The organism is Parageobacillus thermoglucosidasius, assembly GCF_001295365.1.
In the GTDB taxonomy this organism is placed as follows: Bacteria; Bacillota; Bacilli; order Bacillales; family Anoxybacillaceae; genus Parageobacillus; species Parageobacillus thermoglucosidasius.
In genome coordinates this window covers 666,944-686,437 of sequence record NZ_CP012712.1, presented here as the reverse complement: position 1 = coordinate 686,437, position 19,494 = coordinate 666,944, and the positions used below count along the sequence as shown (strand labels likewise).

16 protein-coding genes are annotated in these 19,494 nt (G+C 45.5%); 8 read left to right on the top strand and 8 right to left on the bottom strand.

What is annotated here, in order from left to right; translation table 11 throughout:
- Positions 1-6 precede the first annotated feature (6 nt).
- Both AOT13_RS03410 and AOT13_RS03405 read right to left on the bottom strand, forming a co-directional pair.
- Positions 7-510, bottom strand: a complete 504-nt coding sequence (locus AOT13_RS03410) for a PTS sugar transporter subunit IIA (RefSeq protein ID WP_013877693.1) — start codon at positions 508-510, stop codon at positions 7-9.
- Positions 511-695: 185 nt separating this feature from the next.
- Complete coding sequence (locus AOT13_RS03405) at positions 696-1,763, bottom strand: tartrate dehydrogenase (RefSeq protein ID WP_097948915.1); 1,068 nt, start codon at positions 1,761-1,763, stop codon at positions 696-698.
- Between the two features lie 240 nt (positions 1,764-2,003).
- Between AOT13_RS03405 and AOT13_RS03400 the strand changes: the two genes are divergently transcribed.
- The 6 genes from AOT13_RS03400 (at position 2,004) to AOT13_RS03375 (ending at position 8,793) form a co-directional block, all read left to right on the top strand.
- Positions 2,004-3,242, top strand: a complete 1,239-nt coding sequence (locus AOT13_RS03400; RefSeq protein ID WP_003253775.1) for a PucR family transcriptional regulator — start codon at positions 2,004-2,006, stop codon at positions 3,240-3,242.
- 113 nt (positions 3,243-3,355) lie between these two features.
- A complete protein-coding gene (gene ald / locus AOT13_RS03395; protein WP_013401880.1) occupies positions 3,356-4,489 on the top strand; it encodes an alanine dehydrogenase in 1,134 nt (377 codons plus the stop codon).
- Positions 4,490-4,654: 165 nt separating this feature from the next.
- On the top strand, positions 4,655-5,470 hold the full coding sequence (gene pdxK / locus AOT13_RS03390; RefSeq protein ID WP_013877694.1) for a pyridoxine/pyridoxal/pyridoxamine kinase: 816 nt from the start codon (positions 4,655-4,657) through the stop codon (positions 5,468-5,470).
- 72 nt (positions 5,471-5,542) lie between these two features.
- On the top strand, positions 5,543-6,418 hold the full coding sequence (locus tag AOT13_RS03385) for a carbon-nitrogen hydrolase family protein (protein ID WP_013401882.1): 876 nt from the start codon (positions 5,543-5,545) through the stop codon (positions 6,416-6,418).
- A 647-nt stretch (positions 6,419-7,065) separates the two neighbouring features.
- Positions 7,066-7,563: a cation:proton antiporter regulatory subunit gene (locus AOT13_RS03380; RefSeq protein WP_003253779.1), complete on the top strand. Its 498-nt coding sequence runs from the start codon at positions 7,066-7,068 to the stop codon at positions 7,561-7,563.
- A gap of 6 nt (positions 7,564-7,569) precedes the next feature.
- Positions 7,570-8,793: a cation:proton antiporter gene (locus tag AOT13_RS03375; RefSeq protein ID WP_003253780.1), complete on the top strand. Its 1,224-nt coding sequence runs from the start codon at positions 7,570-7,572 to the stop codon at positions 8,791-8,793.
- 47 nt (positions 8,794-8,840) lie between these two features.
- Here AOT13_RS03375 and putP read toward each other — a convergent pair whose 3' ends face one another.
- The 6 genes from putP to AOT13_RS03345 form a co-directional block, all read right to left on the bottom strand.
- Positions 8,841-10,298 (bottom strand): sodium/proline symporter PutP, encoded by a 1,458-nt coding sequence (gene putP, locus AOT13_RS03370; RefSeq protein WP_042384335.1) that lies wholly within the window; start codon positions 10,296-10,298, stop codon positions 8,841-8,843.
- A 374-nt stretch (positions 10,299-10,672) separates the two neighbouring features.
- The gene (gene qoxD, locus AOT13_RS03365; RefSeq protein WP_003253782.1) at positions 10,673-10,972 is read right to left on the bottom strand and encodes a cytochrome aa3 quinol oxidase subunit IV; all 300 of its coding nucleotides are present in this window, start codon (positions 10,970-10,972) and stop codon (positions 10,673-10,675) included.
- 1 nt (position 10,973) lies between these two features.
- A complete protein-coding gene (gene qoxC, locus AOT13_RS03360; protein WP_003253783.1) occupies positions 10,974-11,588 on the bottom strand; it encodes a cytochrome aa3 quinol oxidase subunit III in 615 nt (204 codons plus the stop codon).
- 3 nt (positions 11,589-11,591) lie between these two features.
- The gene (gene qoxB / locus AOT13_RS03355; protein ID WP_003253784.1) at positions 11,592-13,538 is read right to left on the bottom strand and encodes a cytochrome aa3 quinol oxidase subunit I; all 1,947 of its coding nucleotides are present in this window, start codon (positions 13,536-13,538) and stop codon (positions 11,592-11,594) included.
- 23 nt (positions 13,539-13,561) lie between these two features.
- A complete protein-coding gene (gene qoxA / locus AOT13_RS03350; RefSeq protein WP_003253785.1) occupies positions 13,562-14,470 on the bottom strand; it encodes a cytochrome aa3 quinol oxidase subunit II in 909 nt (302 codons plus the stop codon).
- A 216-nt stretch (positions 14,471-14,686) separates the two neighbouring features.
- Positions 14,687-15,400 carry a TrmH family RNA methyltransferase gene (locus AOT13_RS03345; RefSeq protein ID WP_003253786.1) on the bottom strand — a complete coding sequence of 238 codons (714 nt, stop codon included), beginning with the start codon at positions 15,398-15,400 and terminating at the stop codon, positions 14,687-14,689.
- A gap of 199 nt (positions 15,401-15,599) precedes the next feature.
- Between AOT13_RS03345 and AOT13_RS03340 the strand changes: the two genes are divergently transcribed.
- Both AOT13_RS03340 and pflB read left to right on the top strand, forming a co-directional pair.
- Entirely contained in the window at positions 15,600-16,991 is a 1,392-nt protein-coding gene (locus tag AOT13_RS03340) for an amino acid permease (protein WP_003253788.1), read from the top strand.
- 252 nt (positions 16,992-17,243) lie between these two features.
- Positions 17,244-19,493: a formate C-acetyltransferase gene (pflB, locus tag AOT13_RS03335; RefSeq protein WP_013401886.1), complete on the top strand. Its 2,250-nt coding sequence runs from the start codon at positions 17,244-17,246 to the stop codon at positions 19,491-19,493.
- Position 19,494: the final 1 nt, after the last annotated feature.

Below are 19,494 nucleotides of genomic sequence, written 5' to 3'. Positions count from 1 at the left end.
TCACCATTACGCGTTGATGTCAATGTGGAAAATGGTCGTTTCTCCTTTTGTCGCTTTCGTTTCTGACGTTTTTTGCAAGCTTGCCACCACATCTCCGTTTGTCACAATAATCGGCGTGATCGTGCTTTTCGCTTTTTGTTTGACAAGATCCAAATCAACCGTTAATAAACGCTGGCCGACTTTGACGCGGTCTCCGGCCGCTACGTGCGCCGTAAATCCTTCGCCATTCATCGAAACCGTTTCTAAGCCAACGTGAATAAGCAGTTCCACCCCTGCTTCGGAACGCAATCCGACCGCGTGTTTTGTCGGGAATACTTGCACGACTTCCCCGTTGACAGGCGAAACAACTTCCCCGTCTGTCGGTTCAATCGCGATGCCGTCTCCCATCATTTTTTCAGAAAAAACAGGATCCGGAACTTCCTCGAGCGGCTTTACGATCCCTGTTAACGGAGCGGCAACATCTTCATGAGTCGCTTTGTTTGTTTTACCAAACCATTTTTTAAAAAACATGTTGCTCATCCTTTCGTCTTTTTCAACTTCATCCACCGAACAAAAAAGACCTAAAACGCCGCGATCCGCCCGTCTTAAGTCCTGCCTGCATCCGCAGCCGCAATTCCGCATTATCAGGGTAAATGGAAATGAGAGATTTGTCAAAGAATAACGACATAAAGTTCATGATTATTTCACATATTCGTCTATGCCAATTGTCTTAAGCGGCAGCAAATCTCGTCCGTCACTTCACGGGTAGTCGCTTTCCCGCCGATGTCCGGAGTTTTTATGCCGTCTGCCGTCACATCTTCAATCGTTTTTAATAACACGCTTCCTAATTCGTCTTCGCCAAAATGGTCAAGCATCAGTTTTGCCGTCCAAATTTGACCGATCGGGTTGGCGATGCCTTTCCCGTAAATATCCGGAGCGGAACCATGGACAGGCTCAAACATTGACGGATACTTTCCGTTCAAATTGATGTTCGCCGCCGGGGCAATGCCGATGCTGCCCATAATGGCTCCGCCCAAGTCGGTAAGAATGTCGCCGAATAAATTGCTGGCGACGACAACATCAAATAAATGCGGTTTTGTTACAAAAAACGCAGCAAGCGCATCGATGTGATACGAGTCTGTTTGAACTTCCGGATAATCTTCCTTAACTTGTGCGAAGACCTCATCCCAAAACGGCATCGTATGGAAAATGCCGTTTGATTTCGTAGCACTCGTCACATGCCCTTTCCGTTTTTTCGCCAATTCGAACGCATAGCGCATCACCCGCTCTGTTCCTTTGCGGGTAAACACCGCGTTTTGGATGGCAATTTCGTCGTCGCCCCGATGAATCCTCCCGCCGATTTCGCTATATTCCCCTTCACTGTTTTCGCGGACGACGATGAAGTCAAAATCGTTCGGATTCGCCAGCGGTGACGGCAGCCCGCGGAAAAATTTCGCCGGGCGGATGTTAATCACCTGTTCGAACTCGCGGCGAATTTTTAATAGCAATCCCCAAAGCGAAATATGATCCGGCACTAATTTCGGGTTCCCGACAGCTCCCAAAAAAATCGCTGCAAATCCTTGTAACGTTTGCAAACCGTCATCTGGCATCATTTTTCCATGCTCAACATAGTAATCACAGCTCCAAGGAAACTCGACAAACGTAAATTGCAGACCGCCGTGCACCTCGGCGATCGTGCGCAGCACGTCTAAAGCAGCCGGCACGACTTCTTTGCCGATTCCGTCCCCGGGAATAACAGCTATTTCCAATTGTTTCATATCGATTTCTCCCCCTATTTTCTGGATCTCCCAAACGTGTTAAAGCGATGGAACCGAACGTTCGCCGCCATCTTGGCGACTAATACGCCCCTGTAATTCGACCAATGCAGCAAAATTTCCTGCCCTTTGCGCCCTCCTCTGCAAAAACCGTTTCATTCACAAATTTTTCATTAACCGCTACAATAAAAACAAACGACTGCTTAAATGCCTTCCCATCCATTTCATGTGACGAAATGAGGGACAAACATGACACATTACGATGACCCTTTCCGTGGCGATTTCGACAGCCTCGAAGAATTCGCCGACCGCATCAGCGACCTTTTGCAATGCCCGATAACGATTGAAGACGCTAACCATCGCCTCATCGCCTACAGCGCCCACGACGACTATACCGACCCGGCGCGGACCGCGACGATTATCAGCCGTCGCGTACCGGAAAAAGTGATCAACAGTTTATGGAAGCAAGGGGCGATCCCCGCTCTTTTAAGCAGTCGCGAACCTGTCCGCGTCGCCTCCATTTCCGAAGTCGGCCTCGGCAGCCGTGTCGCTGTCTCGATTTGGAAAAATGACGAAGTGATTGGATTCATTTGGGCGCTGGAAACAGACCGGGCGCTATCGAAAGAGGATATGGAATTGCTGAAAAAAGCGGCAAAAGCGGCGAAAAATAAAGTATTACAGCTGCATATGCGAAAAAACAAGAAAGAAGAACGAGTGCAAGAATTTTTTTGGAAGCTGCTAACAGGGCACATGGCGACAGAGGAAGAAATTAAAGAAAGCTTCAAAGCGATGCAAATCCCAACCGCTCCGTTGTTTTCTGTCATCATTTTCCGTTTCGCCAACGAAATTACAAAAGAAATTGAAAAACAAATTTCTTATTCGCTGCAAACAACCCAGCAAATCCAACTCCTTCTCTATACGACAGACCAGAGCGACGTCATTTTATTAGCGGCGCCGAAAACGACGAATCAGCCGCTGAAAGAATTTACTTGCTTTATCGAATCGTTCGCGACGAAAATGAAAGAGCGGTTCCACATAAGCAGCATTCAAAGCGGCTTCGGCGGCATATACGAAACATATACATGCATTGAAAAAAGCTACAAACAAGCTTTAACGGTACTGAAAATGAAAGAAAAATTTCCGGCGCAACTCAACCGTGTTCATGGATATGAACAATTAGGCATTTACCAATTTTTTGATCTATTGTTGCAGAAAACACAACAAGGGGAATTTGGCAATTCGGCTTTGCGTAAATTGCAATCATATGACGAAAAACACCATACCGATTTAGTCGAAACGTTTGAAACGTTTTTCGACCGCGACTGCAACGTCAATGAAACGGCGGAAGCGTTAAACATTCATCCAAACACGCTCGCTTATCGGCTGAAACGCATTGCCGAAATTGGCGAAATTGACTTGCATGATATCAATCAAAAGGTAAAACTATATATCGATATTAAACTTGCCAAATACGAAGCGCTACATTGATTTGTGGAAATCCACAAAATGATAGCGCTTCTTTTTTTCTTCCGAACAAAGAAAAAATCACGATAACTGTTTATACTATAATTAAGCTTACAGTACAAAGGAGGATTTCATTGATGATTATTGGTATACCAAAAGAAATAAAAAATAACGAAAACCGTGTCGCCATCACTCCGGCGGGCGTGATGTCATTCGTTCAAGCAGGGCATACAGTTTTAGTGGAAAAAGACGCAGGAATTGGAAGCGGTTTCACAAATGAAGATTATGCAAATGCTGGCGCGCAAATCATCGATCAAGCGCAAGACGTATGGGAAAAAGCGGATATGATCATGAAAGTAAAAGAGCCGTTGCCAAGCGAATACGGCTATTTCCGTCCAGGGCTCATTTTATTCACCTACTTGCACCTTGCCGCAGAGCCGGAACTGGCGCGCGCGCTGAAAGAAAAAGGCGTGATCGCCATCGCGTACGAAACCGTGCAAGTCGGCCGCACGCTTCCGCTTCTCACGCCGATGAGCGAAGTTGCAGGACGCATGGCAGCACAAATCGGCGCGCAATTTTTAGAAAAACCAAAAGGCGGAAAAGGAATACTTCTCGGCGGCGTTCCAGGAGTGAGCCGCGGCAAAGTGACGATCATCGGCGGAGGTACCGTCGGAACGAACGCGGCCAAAGTCGCAGTCGGGTTAGGCGCAGACGTAACGATCATCGATTTAAGCGCAGACCGCCTGCGCGAGCTGGACGACATTTTCGGCCATCAAATTACGACATTAATGTCCAATCCAATGAACATCGCTCAAGCGGTCGCAGAGTCCGATCTTGTGATCGGTGCCGTTTTAATTCCTGGCGCCAAAGCGCCTAAACTTGTGACAGAAGAAATGGTCAAAGCGATGAAACCAGGTTCTGTCATTGTCGATGTCGCGATTGACCAAGGCGGCATTGTCGAGACAAGCGACCATGTCACGACACACGATAACCCGACATATGTCAAACACGGTGTCGTTCATTACGCAGTCGCCAACATGCCTGGGGCAGTGCCAAGAACATCAACGCTCGCGTTAACCAACGTAACGATTCCATACGCCTTGCAAATCGCCAACAAAGGCGTCCAGCAAGCAATTTCGGACAACCCGGCGCTAAAGCTCGGCGTCAATGTCGCCAACGGCGAAATCACTTACGAAGCGGTCGCACGCGACCTTGGATACAACTATGTCCCGGTCGAAGAAGCACTAGGAAAACAATTGACATCGAACTAAGCCAATACCGGTACTGCGCATGATGCGCAGTACCGGTATTGCGTTTTTGCGTATCACTTCCATGATCCGCCTTAGCCAAAATTACTTGCTACCTTATCCAATTTATTTGTGCTATGATGAAATAATACATACATAATTTTTATCACTTTAAGGAGGAATGGATTTATGACGATTTATAAAGCATTAACAATCGCTGGGTCCGACAGCAGCGGCGGCGCCGGACTGCAAGCCGACTTAAAAACGTTCCAAGAACTTGGCGTATATGGAATGACAGCCATAACCACCATCGTCGCGATGGATCCGCACAACAACTGGTTCCATCAAGTATTTCCGGTCGATCTCGCCACGATCGAAGCGCAGCTCGAAACGATTATCGTCGGCGTTGGGGTTCACGCCATGAAAACCGGCATGCTTCCGACGACAGATATTATCGAACTTGTCGCAAAAACAATTGAAAAACATCAATTGACCAATGTCGTCATCGACCCAGTGATGGTATGCAAGGGGGCTGACGAACCGCTTCATCCGGAAAATACCGTATGCTATCGCGAAGTGCTCGTGCCGAAAGCGACAGTGGTGACACCAAACTTATTTGAAGCGGCGCAATTAAGCGGGCTGAGCCGGATCCAAACGGTAGAAGACATGAAGGAAGCGGCAGGAAGAATCCATGAGCTTGGCGCAAAATATGTGATTGTTAAAGGCGGCCGCAAAATTCCGCATGAAAAAGCGGTTGACATCCTATACGACGGAAAAACGTTCGAACTGTTAGAATCCGACCGCATTGAGACAACATATACACATGGCGCAGGCTGCACGTTCTCGGCTGCGATCACCGCGGAACTTGCAAAAGGAAAACCGGTAAAAGAAGCGATCGCAACAGCAAAAGCGTTCATTACGGAGGCCATCCGCCATTCCTTCCCGCTCAACAAATACGTCGGACCGACAAACCATGCCGCGTACCGCCTATCCACACAACAATAAGGCAGGGGACATTCCCTGCCTATTTTCTTTGCATGACGCAATAAACATGATAATATAAAAGGCAAAACGACTATGAAAGAAGGATGTGTGAAGCGATTGAGAGTATCTGCCGTTCAATACCATCTTCATACCATTGATTCGTTCCAGCAGTTTGCCGACCAAGTCACCCATTACGTCAAAACCGCACAAGAGTTCGAAGCAGAATTCGTCCTATTTCCCGAATTCATAACAACCCAGCTGTTATCAATTCCGGGCGATTCGGGAAAATCCGCAACCATCGATGACTTGCCGAATTATACAGAACCGTATTACGAGCTATTCACTTCATTAGCAAAGCAAACGGGCATGTACTTAATTGGCGGCACCCATGTCATTCGCAAAAACGGAAAATTATATAATGCCGCTCATTTATTTACGCCAGACGGGCAAATTCACCAACAAGCAAAGCTGCATATCACCCCGACGGAAGTAAAAGAATGGGGCATTGCTCCAGGGGAAAGCGTCGGTGTGTTCGAAACGGAAAAAGGAACGATCGCGCTGTTGACGTGCTATGACATTGAGTTTCCGGAAATCGTCCGCATCGTGCGCGCCAAAGGGGCAGACGTCATTTTTTGCCCGTCATGCACCGATGACCGCCATGGATTCCACCGCGTTCGTTATTGTTGCCATGCGCGCGCCGTCGAAAACCAAGTGTATGTCGTCACGACAGGCACGGTTGGTTCGCTGCCGACCGTCGACTTCATGCGCGCCAACTTCGGCCAAGCAGCGGTCATCACGCCAAACGATATTCCGTTCCCGCCGCGCGGCATTTTAGTCGAAGGGGAAATCAACGACGACATGGTGGTCACCGCCGACCTTGACTTGTCGCTGTTGTATAAAGTGCGCGAAAAAGGCGCTGTGACAACATGGCGCGACCGCCGCACGGATTTATATCCAGATTGGAAATAAGGGACAACACATGGAATTACGTACAATGAAAAGTATGATCACCCTTTTATAAAAAATGGAACCTTGCTAACCGTGTTTCTTGGAGAAGTATTGCACCGCTTCATTATGCCGCGGTGCTTAAAGGAAAAACCATTGCTGCGGCCGGGTGCCGCTAGGAGCCGCAATAGCCGGCTTTACGATGGATCCGAGGGCAGGGTGTTGTCTGCTTTTTTATGGATAATGGCATATGCTGTTTTACTAAATGAATTCGATGATGGTGTGAAGAAGCGGAAACATTTTCAAAGAAAAAGTTCACTCTCCCAGTGAACTTTTTCTTTGCTGATGAGATTCGGCGCTGTTCTTATTATCAACTATTTCTTCAAGCGTTGCTTTTAGTGCATAAGCTTATATCCCTATCCAACCATCTTGTCCTAGTAAAACAAAAAATGACATCTCTACTATAGCTATTTTTATTGAATAAATTTTTCCCGAAAAATTGAAACTTTTATATGCATTTTTACGTATATTAAGGCGCCAATCTGTTCACGCTTGTTTGTGAAGCTAACTTTGGCCGCTGTTCATGATAAATATGTGAGAAAGTATATACATAACGCTGGAGTTTGTACATTCTTATTCTATAAATTTCAATAAAAAGGGAGGATAAGAAAATGAATATTCGAGAAAGCGAACTTCCTGGAGTTGGGAAAAAATTTGAAGTATTTACGAAAAATAAGGACAAAATGGTGATTATCATTCATGATAATGGCCGGAGAGATCTTTATTATTTTGAACAAGATAATTATGAAGATTATGTGGCCAATGCCGTTTTCGATGACACTGAAGCGAGACAAATCGCAGCGATTATTGGCGGTATGACATATAAGCCGAAGGCATTGGAGAACATTGAAATTGTGTTTGATGAGCTGGTCATTGAATGGTTTAAAGTGGAACAGGGGGCTAAAGCGGCAAATCAATCCATTGGCCAATTAAATGTCCGTCAATCTTTCGACGTTAATATTATCGCGATTGTCAAGAAAAACCATCAAATCATCCACACTCCTGGGCCTGAAAATATCATTGAAGAGGGGGATACACTTATCGTCTCAGGTGAGCGTACGCAAGTTAAAAACATGGTCAAAGAACTATTGGCTGGAAGGGGGTCGTAACATCTGATGACAAATCATTTGGTTTTTGAAGTCGGTGTCGCTTTGATTTTAGTTGCTATTGCAGCAGTATTGGCTGGAAGATTAAACTTCTCCATTATCCCCTTCTTAATCTTGCTAGGAATGGCCGTAGGTCCTCATGCCCCTCAATTTGGAATTATCGATCTCACATTCATTGAGAGTTCAGAGATTATCGCGTTTTTCGGACGTATCGGCGTATTGTTTTTATTATTCTACCTTGGTCTGGAATTTTCCATCGGGAAACTGATCAGGTCTGGCCGCTCCATTGTCGTCGGAGGCTCCATTTATATCCTCATTAATTTTAGCCTTGGTCTGTTATATGGTTATATTATGGGATTTCCTTTCCTTGAGATTTTAGTGATTGCTGGCGTGATTACGATTTCATCGAGCGCGATTGTGGCCAAAGTATTAGTCGATTTGCGAAGAACAGCTAACCCTGAAACCGAATTAATATTAGGGATTATTATGTTTGAAGACATTTTCTTGGCCGTTTACTTATCGATTGTTTCAGGATTAATATTGGGCGGCTCTACTTCGCTCGGAGGAACATTGTTATCCGTTGCCATTGCTTTAGGCTATATGCTGTTTTTCTTTGTTTTGGCAAGAAAAGCTACACCTTTGATTAATAAATTGCTGAATATTTCCTCCGACGAAACGTTTGTCATTGTTGTATTTGCCCTTCTGTTCTTCGTAGCTGGGTTTTCCGAAACGATTCATGTCGCAGAAGCAATCGGTGCGTTGCTATTAGGCCTCGTCCTTTCTGAAACAGAACATAGTGATCGAATCGAGCGCCTTGTCGTTCCTTTTCGCGATTTCTTCGGAGCCATTTTCTTTTTCAGCTTTGGATTAAGTATTGATCCTTTTTCGTTAGGCGAAGCTGTCTGGCTCGCAATAGGAGCGGTTATATTAACGATAGTCGGTAATTTTATAGCAGGTATGGTCGCAGGCAGAAGAGCAGGATTGTCCCATAAAGCCTCCTCTAATATCGGATTAACCATTGTTTCAAGAGGAGAATTTTCCATCATTATGGCAAACCTTGGGATTGCTGGCGGTTTATCGGCTAATCTGAAACCTTTTGCTGCGTTATATGTGTTGATATTAGCGATCATCGGCCCGCTGTTAACGAAAGAATCCAAACGGATTTACGAATTTTTAAACAAGATATTCAAATGGAATAAATCTAGTGAAAAAATGAAAGGAGCTCAATCATAAATACGGAAGAAATCGAAAACCCTTCTCGTCTTGAGAAGGGTTTTCCCTTATTGTAAAGCCTGCTTAAATTTATCAAACTGCTCGATAATTTTTTCTTCCGGCGCTTTTGTCAATAAGCTAACGACAACAATGGCGAGCAAGCTTGCGGCAAAGCCTGGAATCATCTCATACAGCAAGTTTTTCAAATATTGCGATTGCGTCCAAAGAATCACGGTCGCCGCTCCCGCAACCATGCCGGCAAACGCCCCCCATTTTGTCATGCGCCGCCAGAACAGACTCAATAAAATAACCGGGCCGAACGAAGCACCAAATCCCGCCCACGCATAACCGACTAAATTTAAAATCGTATCATTTTTCGTATATGCCAGCGCGGATGCCACTAACGCCACGATGAACACGGCAAGGCGGCCGACAAAAACCAATTCTTTATCCGAAGCGGAACGGCGAAATAATATTTTATATAAATCTTCCGTCAACGAACTGGACGTCACAAGCAGCTGCGAAGAAATCGTGCTCATAATCGCTGCTAAAATCGCCGAAAGCAAAAAGCCGGTGATGAGCGGATGGAATAAAATTTCCCCAAGTTGAATAAATACCGTTTCCGGATCATCCAGCTTAGCGCCGCGCTGTGAAAAGTAAGCGATCCCAAACAGCCCTGTTAACATGGCGCCAGCCACTGAAAAAACCATCCACCCCATTCCAATGCGGCGGGCGCTTTTCATCTCTTTGACAGAAGAAATCGCCATAAAACGGACGATAATATGCGGCTGCCCGAAATAACCGAGCCCCCACGCAAATAAAGAAATAATGCCAAGAAAACTTGTTCCTTTCCATAAATCTAATAAATTCGGATCGATGCTCCGAATCGTTGCCACCGTATCCCCTACTCCGCCCGTATGGAAAAGCGTGACGGCCGGAACGAGAAGCAAAGCGAGAAACATGATCGTCCCTTGCACAAAATCGGTCCAACTAACGGCCAAAAAGCCTCCAAACAATGTATACGCAACAACAACGCCGGCGACAATCCATAATCCTGCATGATAACTTATGCCAAACGAGTTCTGAAACAGCACGGCTCCGGATACAAGACCAGAAGATACATAAAATGTAAAGAAAATCATAATTACAAAACCGGAAATCAACCGGAGCAGCTTCGACGTATCACCAAATCTATTTTCCAAAAATTCTGGAATTGTTATGGAATCGTTTGCTACTTCTGTATACACGCGCAAACGAGGCGCAACATATAGCCAGTTCGCATACGCTCCGAGCGTCAGCCCAATAACAATCCATGACGCGCTTAATCCTTGTGCATACATCGCTCCCGGAAGCCCCATCAACAGCCATCCGCTCATATCGGAAGCGCCCGCGCTAAGCGCCGTAACAGCAGGACCTAGCGTCCTTCCCCCAAGCATATATTCAGAAAGGTTCGATGTCCGCTTATAAGCCCAATACCCTATTAACAGCATGCCAATCATATATGCCGCGACAGAAACGAATACCAAAACGGTTTCTCTCCTTTCTTTACTGTCTTGCTTTCCATTCTAACGAAAAACTATTATTTTAACAATAACAATTTTTACTTTTCTAATTATTTCAACAAAATATTCCATATATCGACATTTATTCATTCGGATTGCAACATTGCTTTCATCCAGCGGGTTTCGGCCACTGAACAAGGTTTTTGCCGTTTCCTTTGCCCCAATTCCGTTGGGATTTCATCCGTTTCCGCCGCCAACGAGTTTGATTAAATTATTTCACACAAATTTATGTAACTTGACGGCAAATGTAATAGAATACATCCCATCATCGCATAATATTGCCGCCAATACAATAAAAAGCTGGCTCCTCCGCGTAAGAAAGGAGCCAGCGATCTTTCTTACAACACGAATGACATCGTCCAAATCGAACCGACAACAACGACGACCGCGATAAAAAAGCTATATGCCATATTGATCGTTTGAATTTTGCCGCTGTCACTCTCCGTCATGTGCATAAACATAAATAGCTGCAAGCTTGCTTGAATTACCGCCAAAATAACAATAATGCCAATGATCGCTCCTGTCGATAATCCGGAAGACAGCGCGACCCACAGCGCCGCGAATGTTAATAAAAGCGAGAAAATAAATCCGACGATATGTTTCCAAGGAAATGTTTCATGGTGATGGTTAGCACCCATCCTAGATCACCATCCCAGTCAAATAAACTAGTGTAAAGATGAAAATCCAAACAACGTCAAGAAAATGCCAGTACAAGCTGACAATAAACACTTTGCGGGCAGTTCTTGGCGTCAAGCCACGCTGCAAAATCTGGATAATAATTAAAATCATCCAGCCGATTCCAAGGCTGACGTGCGCTCCGTGCGTTCCAACAAGAACGAAAAAGCTGGACAAAAATGCGCTCGTTTGCATTGTCGCGCCTTCATGCACGTAATGAATAAATTCGCGAATTTCAAATGTAATAAATCCCGCGCCTAAAAGAAGCGTCACCAGCAACCATGTTAATAAACCGCTAAAGCGGTTGCGGCGCATTTCAAAAACGGCGAGCCCGCATGTAAAGCTGCTTGTCAAAAGAAGCAATGTCTCGATCAACACGTCTTTTACTTCAAACAGTTCTTTCGCCGTAGGGCCGCTTCCCGTACGTTGGAACAATACAAGATATGTGGCGAACAAGGTCGCAAACAGCGCGACCTCGGCGCCAAGGAAAATCCAAAATCCTAAAATATTTAAACGGCTTTCTTGCGTCCGATACTCGAGCGGCATCGTTTCATCATAGCGGTGAGCTGCTTCTGCCATCTGTTACGCCCCCTTCCGTGCCAAACGTTCCGTGCGTTTTATTTCGTCGACGCTAATATAATAGCCGTCATCATCATCAAACGAGCGGAGAATCAGCCCAAGAATAATGAAGATCGCAGCGATAATCGCCAGCGTAAACCATTTAAAGACAAGACCAAATCCCGCGAAGAAAAACGCGATGGAAATCAAGAATGGGCGGCCAGAGTTGCTTGGCATATGAATCGGTTCCAGCTGTTCTTCTTTTACTTCATACCCGCTGCCATTTTTCTTCATGGCCCAATAAGCGTCCAAATCCGTTACTTCCGGCACAACTGGGAAATTGTAATGCGCCGGCGGCGAAGCTGTCGCCCACTCTAACGTGCGGCCGTCCCACGGGTCCCCGGTCATGTCGCGCTCTCCGTAACGCGCGCTGTAATAAATGTTATAGCAAAACACGATAAAGCCGATTCCCATTAATACGGCACCAATTGTCGCGACAACGTTGAGCGGCGTCCAACCAAGCCCAGCAGCGTATGTGTACATGCGCCGCGTCATTCCCATTAATCCTAAGAAATACATCGGGAAGAAGCAGATGTTAAATCCGATCATAAAGAGCCAGAACGCCCATTTTCCTAAATGTTCGTTTAACAGATGGCCGAACATTTTCGGATACCAGTAATGAACCCCGGCAAAACAAGCAAACACCGTGCCGGCAATTAACACGTAATGGAAATGGGCAATTAAGAAATAACTGTTATGATATTGGTAATCCGCCGCTGCCATCGCGAGCATGACGCCAGTCACCCCGCCGATGACGAAGTTTGGAATAAACGCCAGCGACCAAAGCATCGCCGTCGTTAAACGGATTTTCCCTTTGCGGAGCGTAAATAGCCAGTTGAACACTTTCACTCCGGTCGGAATCGCAATCGCCATCGTTGTTATCGAGAAAAACGAGTTCACCGCCGGGCCGGCGCCCATCGTAAAGAAGTGGTGCACCCAGACGATAAAGCTCAAAAAGGCGATACCAACGATCGATCCGACCATCGCTTTATAGCCAAATAAGCGTTTGCGGGCAAATGTGCTGACAATTTCGGAGAAAATCCCAAAAGACGGCAAAATGACGATATACACTTCCGGATGTCCCCAAATCCAGAACAAATTCGCCCAAAGCATGGACATGCCGCCGTTTGCCATCGAGAAAAATTGCGTGCCAAACAAGCGGTCAAATGTCATTAGCGCCAATGCGACCGTAAACACTGGAAACGCGAAAATAATCAGCACGCTTGTTATTAAAACCGTCCATGTAAACATCGGCATGCGCATCAGCGTCATGCCTGGCGCCCGCATTTTTAAAATCGTTACCAAAAAGTTTATTCCGGTCATCAGCGTGCCAATCCCGGAAATTTGCAAGGCGACCGCGTAATAGTTGTTTCCGACGCCCGGGCTAAATTCATTGCTAGCAAGCGGGAAATACGCCGTCCAGCCGGCATCCGGGGAACCGCCGATAACAAACGAAATATTAAACAGCAGTGCGCCGAAGAAAAAAAGCCAGAAGCTTAGCGCATTTAAGTAAGGAAACGCAACATCGCGCGCCCCGATTTGCAGAGGCACGACAATGTTCATTAACCCGATCAGAAACGGCATCGCCATAAATAAAATCATAATCGTACCGTGCGTGGTAAAAATTTCGTTGTAATGCTGCGCGTCGAGAAATTTCATGTTCGGCACCGTCAGCTGCGCCCGCATCAACAGCGCGTCCACGCCGCCGCGGAACAACATGAGCACAGCGCAAATAATGTACATGATTCCAATTTTTTTATGGTCTACCGTCGTTAACCACTCGTCCCAAAGCCATTTCCATTTTTTAAAATATGTCAACACAAAAACAATGCCGATAATGGTCAGCACAATCGCGACATCCGCCGCATAAATGAGCGGCTCACCAGTGACGAAAAACTCGCTCCATTTCATATACGGTTCCTCCTTTCCCGCCATTAATGCTCATAATGATCGCTTTCCATGTCCCCATGGCGGTCATTGCGTTTTTCATCATCCCCATGGTGGCTGTTTTGTTTCGCATGGTCTACCCATTCAAGATGCGTATTCGAAAACGTCATCCGTCCGACTAACCCTGGTTTTAAAATTTCGCCGTATTTTTCTTTATTGAGCTTTGGCGCCGTTTGTTGCACCTCTTTAACCCATTTGTCGAATTCATCTTGCGTTTGCGCGACGACCTCAAATTCCATATGGGCAAATTGTTTTCCGGAGAAGTTCGCGCTTCGCCCCATGTACGAACCCGGATGGTCGGCTTGCAAAATCAACTGCGTTTCCATACCGTCCATCGCATACTTTTGTCCGCCTAACTCCGGCACCCAAAACGAGTTCATCGGTCCAGCAGATGTCAGTTTAAACTTTACTGGAACATCTTCTGGAATATTGACATAATTCACCGTTTCAATATTTTGCTCCGGGTAGCTGAAAATCCATTTCCAGTTTGCCGACGTAACATGAATCGTCAATGGCTTGACGTCATGACGCGGCGGCTTTTCAAGCGCAAATGTCGACTTCACCGTTGGAATTGCCAATGCGGCGACAATGATAACCGGAATCGCCGTCCATACGATTTCCAGCAGCGTATTCCCTTCTTCATCCGGCGGCTCATAATCGGCATTTTCCGGCTTTTCGCGGTATCGGATGAGCACAGCCGCAAACAATGCAAAAACGACAACAATAATGAATAACATGAAGCCAATCGACCACATAATTAAGTCATACTGCTCTTTCGCGACAGGCCCTTTCGGATTCAATACCACTATATTTTCGCTACAACCGCTTAAAAGAAGCAACAACGACAGGGGAAGCCATGAAAACCATTTCCGTCCCCGCTGCTTTCCATGCTTCATCAGCACGCTTCCTCCTTTTGACAGCATTTATTTTTACCATATCAAAAGTGAAAATAGTTGAAACTGACAAAAACAAAAATTCATAAATTCGAAATAGATTTGTCACAAATAGTTCAATATTTTTTCAATAAACATTCACGATTATGACTAAAAAATGAAAATTAGCCAATAACAGCCCTTTCAAGAAAATAAGCCTTCCCCATAACATAGGGAAGGCTAAAAAGAGCGGCCGAGCCGCGCCTTCATCCGTTCGCGAGTGCGCGGATTTAACGTTTGCCACATCCATTTTTCATATAGTTCCTTCTTCTCTTGAAATGATAAATAGTAGCGCTCGCCTGCCTGCCGGCGCGCCCTCTCGGTAACATCATACAACGCCAGCGCCGCCGCTACCGATATATTAAAACTCTGGACAAACCCGTACATCGGAATCATAAACGTCGCATCGGCGACACGGATCGCCTCTTGCGACACGCCGCTATGCTCGTTGCCAAACAGAAGCGCCGTCGGCTGCGACACATCAATGTCGCAAAGGCGGATCGTTCCTTCGCCGAGATAGCTAGCGTAAACTCGGTAGCCTTTTGCTTGTAAATCTTGAATCGCCGTTACAATATCCGGTTGCTGCCGGAGCGTCAGCCATTTATCGGCATGCCGCGTCACGAGCGGATTCGGCTGGAACGGCGCTCTTCCTGCCACAACATACACATCCTGCACGCCAAACGCCTCCGCTGTGCGCAAAACAGCCGCTTGGTTATGCGGGTCATCGACCGCTTCCGTCAACACCGTAACATAGCGAGTCCGCTGTTGGAGTATGTCATACATTCGTTTTAACCGTTCCGGTAAAATCATTTCCCAAATAAGCCGCGTCTCTTCCGTTAATAATCCTTCTTTTTGCAGCTGTTCAATGAACGCTTTTGCTTCTTGTTCGTTCATTGTCATCACCTTCACTTTTCTCTATATTCCTGCTGCCGCCAGAACGAATCTCATTGTACAAAATTTCCGCCATGCAGGCAAAAGTAAATAATGTAAAAACATTAAATATTATTTCATTTCTGATATAAAATGTACTATTATAATTATGTAAACGCTTTTAATAAACCATCCATTATTTTAATCAGCAGGAGGAATGACAATGCAACCCCCCAAACATCAGCAACAACTGCACCGTGGATTAGAGGAAAGACATATCTCTCTTATGTCCCTTGGCGCGGCGATCGGAGTCGGCTTATTTCTCGGCTCGGCCAATGCCATCAAACTGGCGGGACCGGCAATTTTGCTGGCATACGCGGTAAGCGGCATCGTCATCTTCTTTATTATGCGCGCGCTTGGAGAGATGGCCGTGGAACACCCGGTGGCCGGTTCATTCAGCCGCTATGCGCACAATTATTTAGGACCGCTTGCCGGTTATTTAACCGGTTGGAACTATTGGTTTTTATGGGTCGTTACTTGTATCGCGGAAATAACAGCCGCCGGCATTTATATGCAATTTTGGTTTCCGGATACGCCAAGATGGATATGGGCGTTAGCTGCTTTAATCTTAATGACATTGATTAATTTCCTCGCCGTCAAAGCATACGGGGAATTAGAATTTTGGTTCGCCCTTATAAAAATCGTCACTATTGTATTTATGATTATCGTCGGCTTTGGCATGATTTTGTTTGGCATCGGCAATGGCGGAGTCGCCACCGGCATCAGCAATCTTTGGAAACATGGCGGCTTTTTCCCAAATGGCATTACCGGTGTGTTAATGTCTTTGCAAATGGTGATGTTCGCCTATTTAGGAATTGAAATGCTTGGCGTTACGGCCGGAGAAGTGAAAAATCCGGAAAAATCGCTTACCAAGGCGATTAATAGCGTATTTTGGCGCATTTTAATTTTCTACGTCGGCGCATTGTTTGTCATCATGTCCATTTACCCTTGGAACGAAATCGGGGAAAAAGGAAGCCCGTTTGTGCTGACGTTTGAAAAAATCGGCATTCACGCTGCGGCGGGAATCATCAACTTCGTTGTTTTAACGGCCGCTTTGTCTTCATGCAATAGCGGAATTTTCAGCACAAGCCGCATGCTCTTTAACCTGGCCGAACAAAAGGAAGCGCCGCCTTCCTTCGCTAAACTGACCAAGCGCGGAATTCCAGGCGTCGCCCTTATCGTCACGGCATTGGCAATGTTAGTCGGCGTTTATTTAAACTACGTTTCCGAAAAAGCTTTCCAATGGGTAACGAGCATCGCCACATTCGGCGCCATTTGGACATGGGCGATTATTTTGCTTTCGCAATTGCAGTTCCGCAAACGCTTAAGCCCGGAGAAACGGCAACAATTAACATATAAAATGCCGCTTTATCCTTACAGTTCATATATTTCTCTTGCCTTCCTGATCTTAGTGGCGATTTTAATGGGCTACTTCAAAGATACACGAATCGCGCTCATTATCGGGCCAGCTTGGCTCATCTTGCTCGTTGTCGTCTATTATGCAAAAGGCTTGCATAAGCGTCATTCTTACGCTTCTGATAAAAAAACAAGTTAGCAAAACAACCGCTCCATCCCTTTTTCAGGATGGAGATTTTTATTTTTTCCCTCCTTCTTTGGCTTGCCATTTCTTCTTCTTAATCTGTTATATATTTTTATCATCATCTAATTCATATTGTTCAACATTTCACAAATTATTCAATAATGGATAGATCTAATGATGAAAAAACGTAGTATTGTATAGATGAAAGCTGTTATATACATTTTTACAAATCTGTTATATAAACAGATGCATGGGAGGGAAACTGTTATGAAACAAGCCACTGTTGTATTGGACCCTTGGCGCAATTTTAAAGGGTCAAAATGGAAAAAATCGATTGACGTCCGTGATTTTATTTTAAACAATGTAACCGTTTACTACGGGGATGAATCATTCCTAGAAGGGCCTACAGAAGCAACGAAAAAACTATGGGAACAAGTGATGGAATTGTCGAAACAAGAACGCGAAAAAGGCGGCGTCCTTGATATGGACACATCGATTGTTTCGACCATCACTTCCCACGGACCAGGTTATTTAAACAAAGACTTGGAAAAAATCGTAGGTTTTCAAACAGATAAACCGTTTAAGCGTGCATTAATGCCGTTTGGCGGCATTCGCATGGCGCAACAATCATGCGAAGCATACGGTTACAAAGTAAGCGACGAAGTGAAAAAAATCTTTACGGAATACCGGAAAACACACAACCAAGGTGTGTTTGACGTTTACACCGACGAGATGAGATTAGCGCGCAAAGCAGGAATCATCACCGGCCTTCCTGATGCGTACGGACGCGGCCGTATCATCGGCGACTATCGTCGCGTCGCGTTATACGGTGTCGATCGTTTGATCGAAGAAAAACAAAAAGATTTGAAAAACACTGGCGCAAGAACGATGACCGAAGACATTATCCGTCTTCGCGAAGAAATTTCAGAGCAAATTCGCGCATTAAACGAGTTAAAACAAATGGCGTTAAGCTATGGATATGATATTTCCAAACCGGCACGGAACGCACATGAAGCATTCCAATGGCTCTATTTCGCTTATCTTGCTGCTATTAAAGAACAAAACGGCGCGGCGATGAGCTTAGGGCGCGTTTCCACCTTCTTGGATATTTATATCGAGCGCGACTTTGCAGAAGGCACATTAACGGAAAAAGAAGCGCAAGAACTTGTCGACCATTTTGTGATGAAATTGCGCCTTGTCAAATTTGCCAGAACGCCGGAATATAACGAACTGTTTAGCGGAGACCCGACATGGGTTACCGAATCGATCGGCGGAATTGCCATTGATGGCCGTCCGTTAGTGACAAAGAACTCGTTCCGTTTCCTTCATACGTTAGATAACTTAGGACCTGCGCCAGAGCCAAACTTAACAGTACTTTGGTCGAAACAATTGCCGGAAGCATTCAAAGAGTATTGCGCGAAAATGTCGATCAAAACAAGCTCGATTCAATATGAAAATGACGACTTAATGCGCGTCGAATTTGGCGATGATTACGGAATTGCTTGCTGCGTATCAGCGATGCGAATCGGCAAACAAATGCAATTTTTCGGAGCGCGCGCCAACCTCGCCAAAGCATTGTTATATGCGATTAACGGCGGCGTCGATGAAAAATTGAAAATCCAAGTTGGCCCTGAATTTGCGCCGATTACCTCCGAATATTTAAATTATGATGAAGTGATGCATAAATTCGATCAAGTGCTTGAATGGCTTGCCGAACTTTATATTAACACACTGAATGTCATCCATTACATGCACGACAAATATTGTTATGAACGCATTGAAATGGCGCTTCACGATACTCACGTTTTACGCACAATGGCCACTGGCATTGCCGGATTGTCAGTTGTCGTCGATTCGTTAAGCGCGATCAAATATGCAAAAGTCAAACCGATCCGCGATGAAAACGGCATTGCTGTTGATTTTGAAATGGAAGGCGACTTCCCGAAATACGGAAATAACGATGATCGCGTCGACCAAATTGCCGTTGATTTAGTCGAACGTTTTATGACGAAATTGAAAAAACATAAAACATATCGCGATTCGAAACATACGCTATCTATTTTAACAATTACGTCTAACGTTGTATACGGGAAAAAGACCGGAAATACACCAGATGGCCGCCGCGCTGGCGAACCGTTTGCCCCAGGAGCAAACCCGTTGCACGGCCGTGACACGAAAGGAGCGCTCGCTTCGCTAAGCTCTGTCGCGAAATTACCATATGAACATGCATTAGATGGCATTTCGAATACGTTCTCGATCGTGCCGAAAGCGTTAGGAAAAGAGGAAGGAGACCGTGTCCGCAACCTTGTCGCCGTTTTAGACGGATACATGGAAAAAGGCGGGCATCATCTCAACATTAACGTGTTGAACCGCGAAACATTGTTAGATGCGATGGAACATCCAGAAAAATATCCGCAATTAACGATTCGCGTTTCTGGATATGCCGTCAACTTCATAAAATTAACGCGCGAACAACAAATCGATGTCATTAACCGCACGTTCCACGAAACGATGTAAT

What these genes read in the sequence shown, in the direction of transcription:
- pflB (WP_013401886.1), top strand. Translation starts at nt 17,244, where the DNA reads ATGAAACAAGCCACTGTTGTATTGGACCCTTGGCGCAATTTTAAAGGG.
- AOT13_RS03345 (WP_003253786.1), bottom strand. Translation starts at nt 15,400, where the DNA reads ATGAACGAACAAGAAGCAAAAGCGTTCATTGAACAGCTGCAAAAAGAA.
- qoxB (WP_003253784.1), bottom strand. Translation starts at nt 13,538, where the DNA reads ATGAAATGGAGCGAGTTTTTCGTCACTGGTGAGCCGCTCATTTATGCG.
- qoxD (WP_003253782.1), bottom strand. Translation starts at nt 10,972, where the DNA reads ATGGGTGCTAACCATCACCATGAAACATTTCCTTGGAAACATATCGTC.
- AOT13_RS03375 (WP_003253780.1), top strand. Translation starts at nt 7,570, where the DNA reads ATGACAAATCATTTGGTTTTTGAAGTCGGTGTCGCTTTGATTTTAGTT.
- AOT13_RS03385 (WP_013401882.1), top strand. Translation starts at nt 5,543, where the DNA reads ATGAAAGAAGGATGTGTGAAGCGATTGAGAGTATCTGCCGTTCAATAC.
- AOT13_RS03380 (WP_003253779.1), top strand. Translation starts at nt 7,066, where the DNA reads ATGAATATTCGAGAAAGCGAACTTCCTGGAGTTGGGAAAAAATTTGAA.
- qoxC (WP_003253783.1), bottom strand. Translation starts at nt 11,588, where the DNA reads ATGGCAGAAGCAGCTCACCGCTATGATGAAACGATGCCGCTCGAGTAT.
- AOT13_RS03340 (WP_003253788.1), top strand. Translation starts at nt 15,600, where the DNA reads ATGCAACCCCCCAAACATCAGCAACAACTGCACCGTGGATTAGAGGAA.
- AOT13_RS03410 (WP_013877693.1), bottom strand. Translation starts at nt 510, where the DNA reads ATGTTTTTTAAAAAATGGTTTGGTAAAACAAACAAAGCGACTCATGAA.
- AOT13_RS03400 (WP_003253775.1), top strand. Translation starts at nt 2,004, where the DNA reads ATGACACATTACGATGACCCTTTCCGTGGCGATTTCGACAGCCTCGAA.
- qoxA (WP_003253785.1), bottom strand. Translation starts at nt 14,470, where the DNA reads ATGAAGCATGGAAAGCAGCGGGGACGGAAATGGTTTTCATGGCTTCCC.
- ald (WP_013401880.1), top strand. Translation starts at nt 3,356, where the DNA reads ATGATTATTGGTATACCAAAAGAAATAAAAAATAACGAAAACCGTGTC.
- pdxK (WP_013877694.1), top strand. Translation starts at nt 4,655, where the DNA reads ATGACGATTTATAAAGCATTAACAATCGCTGGGTCCGACAGCAGCGGC.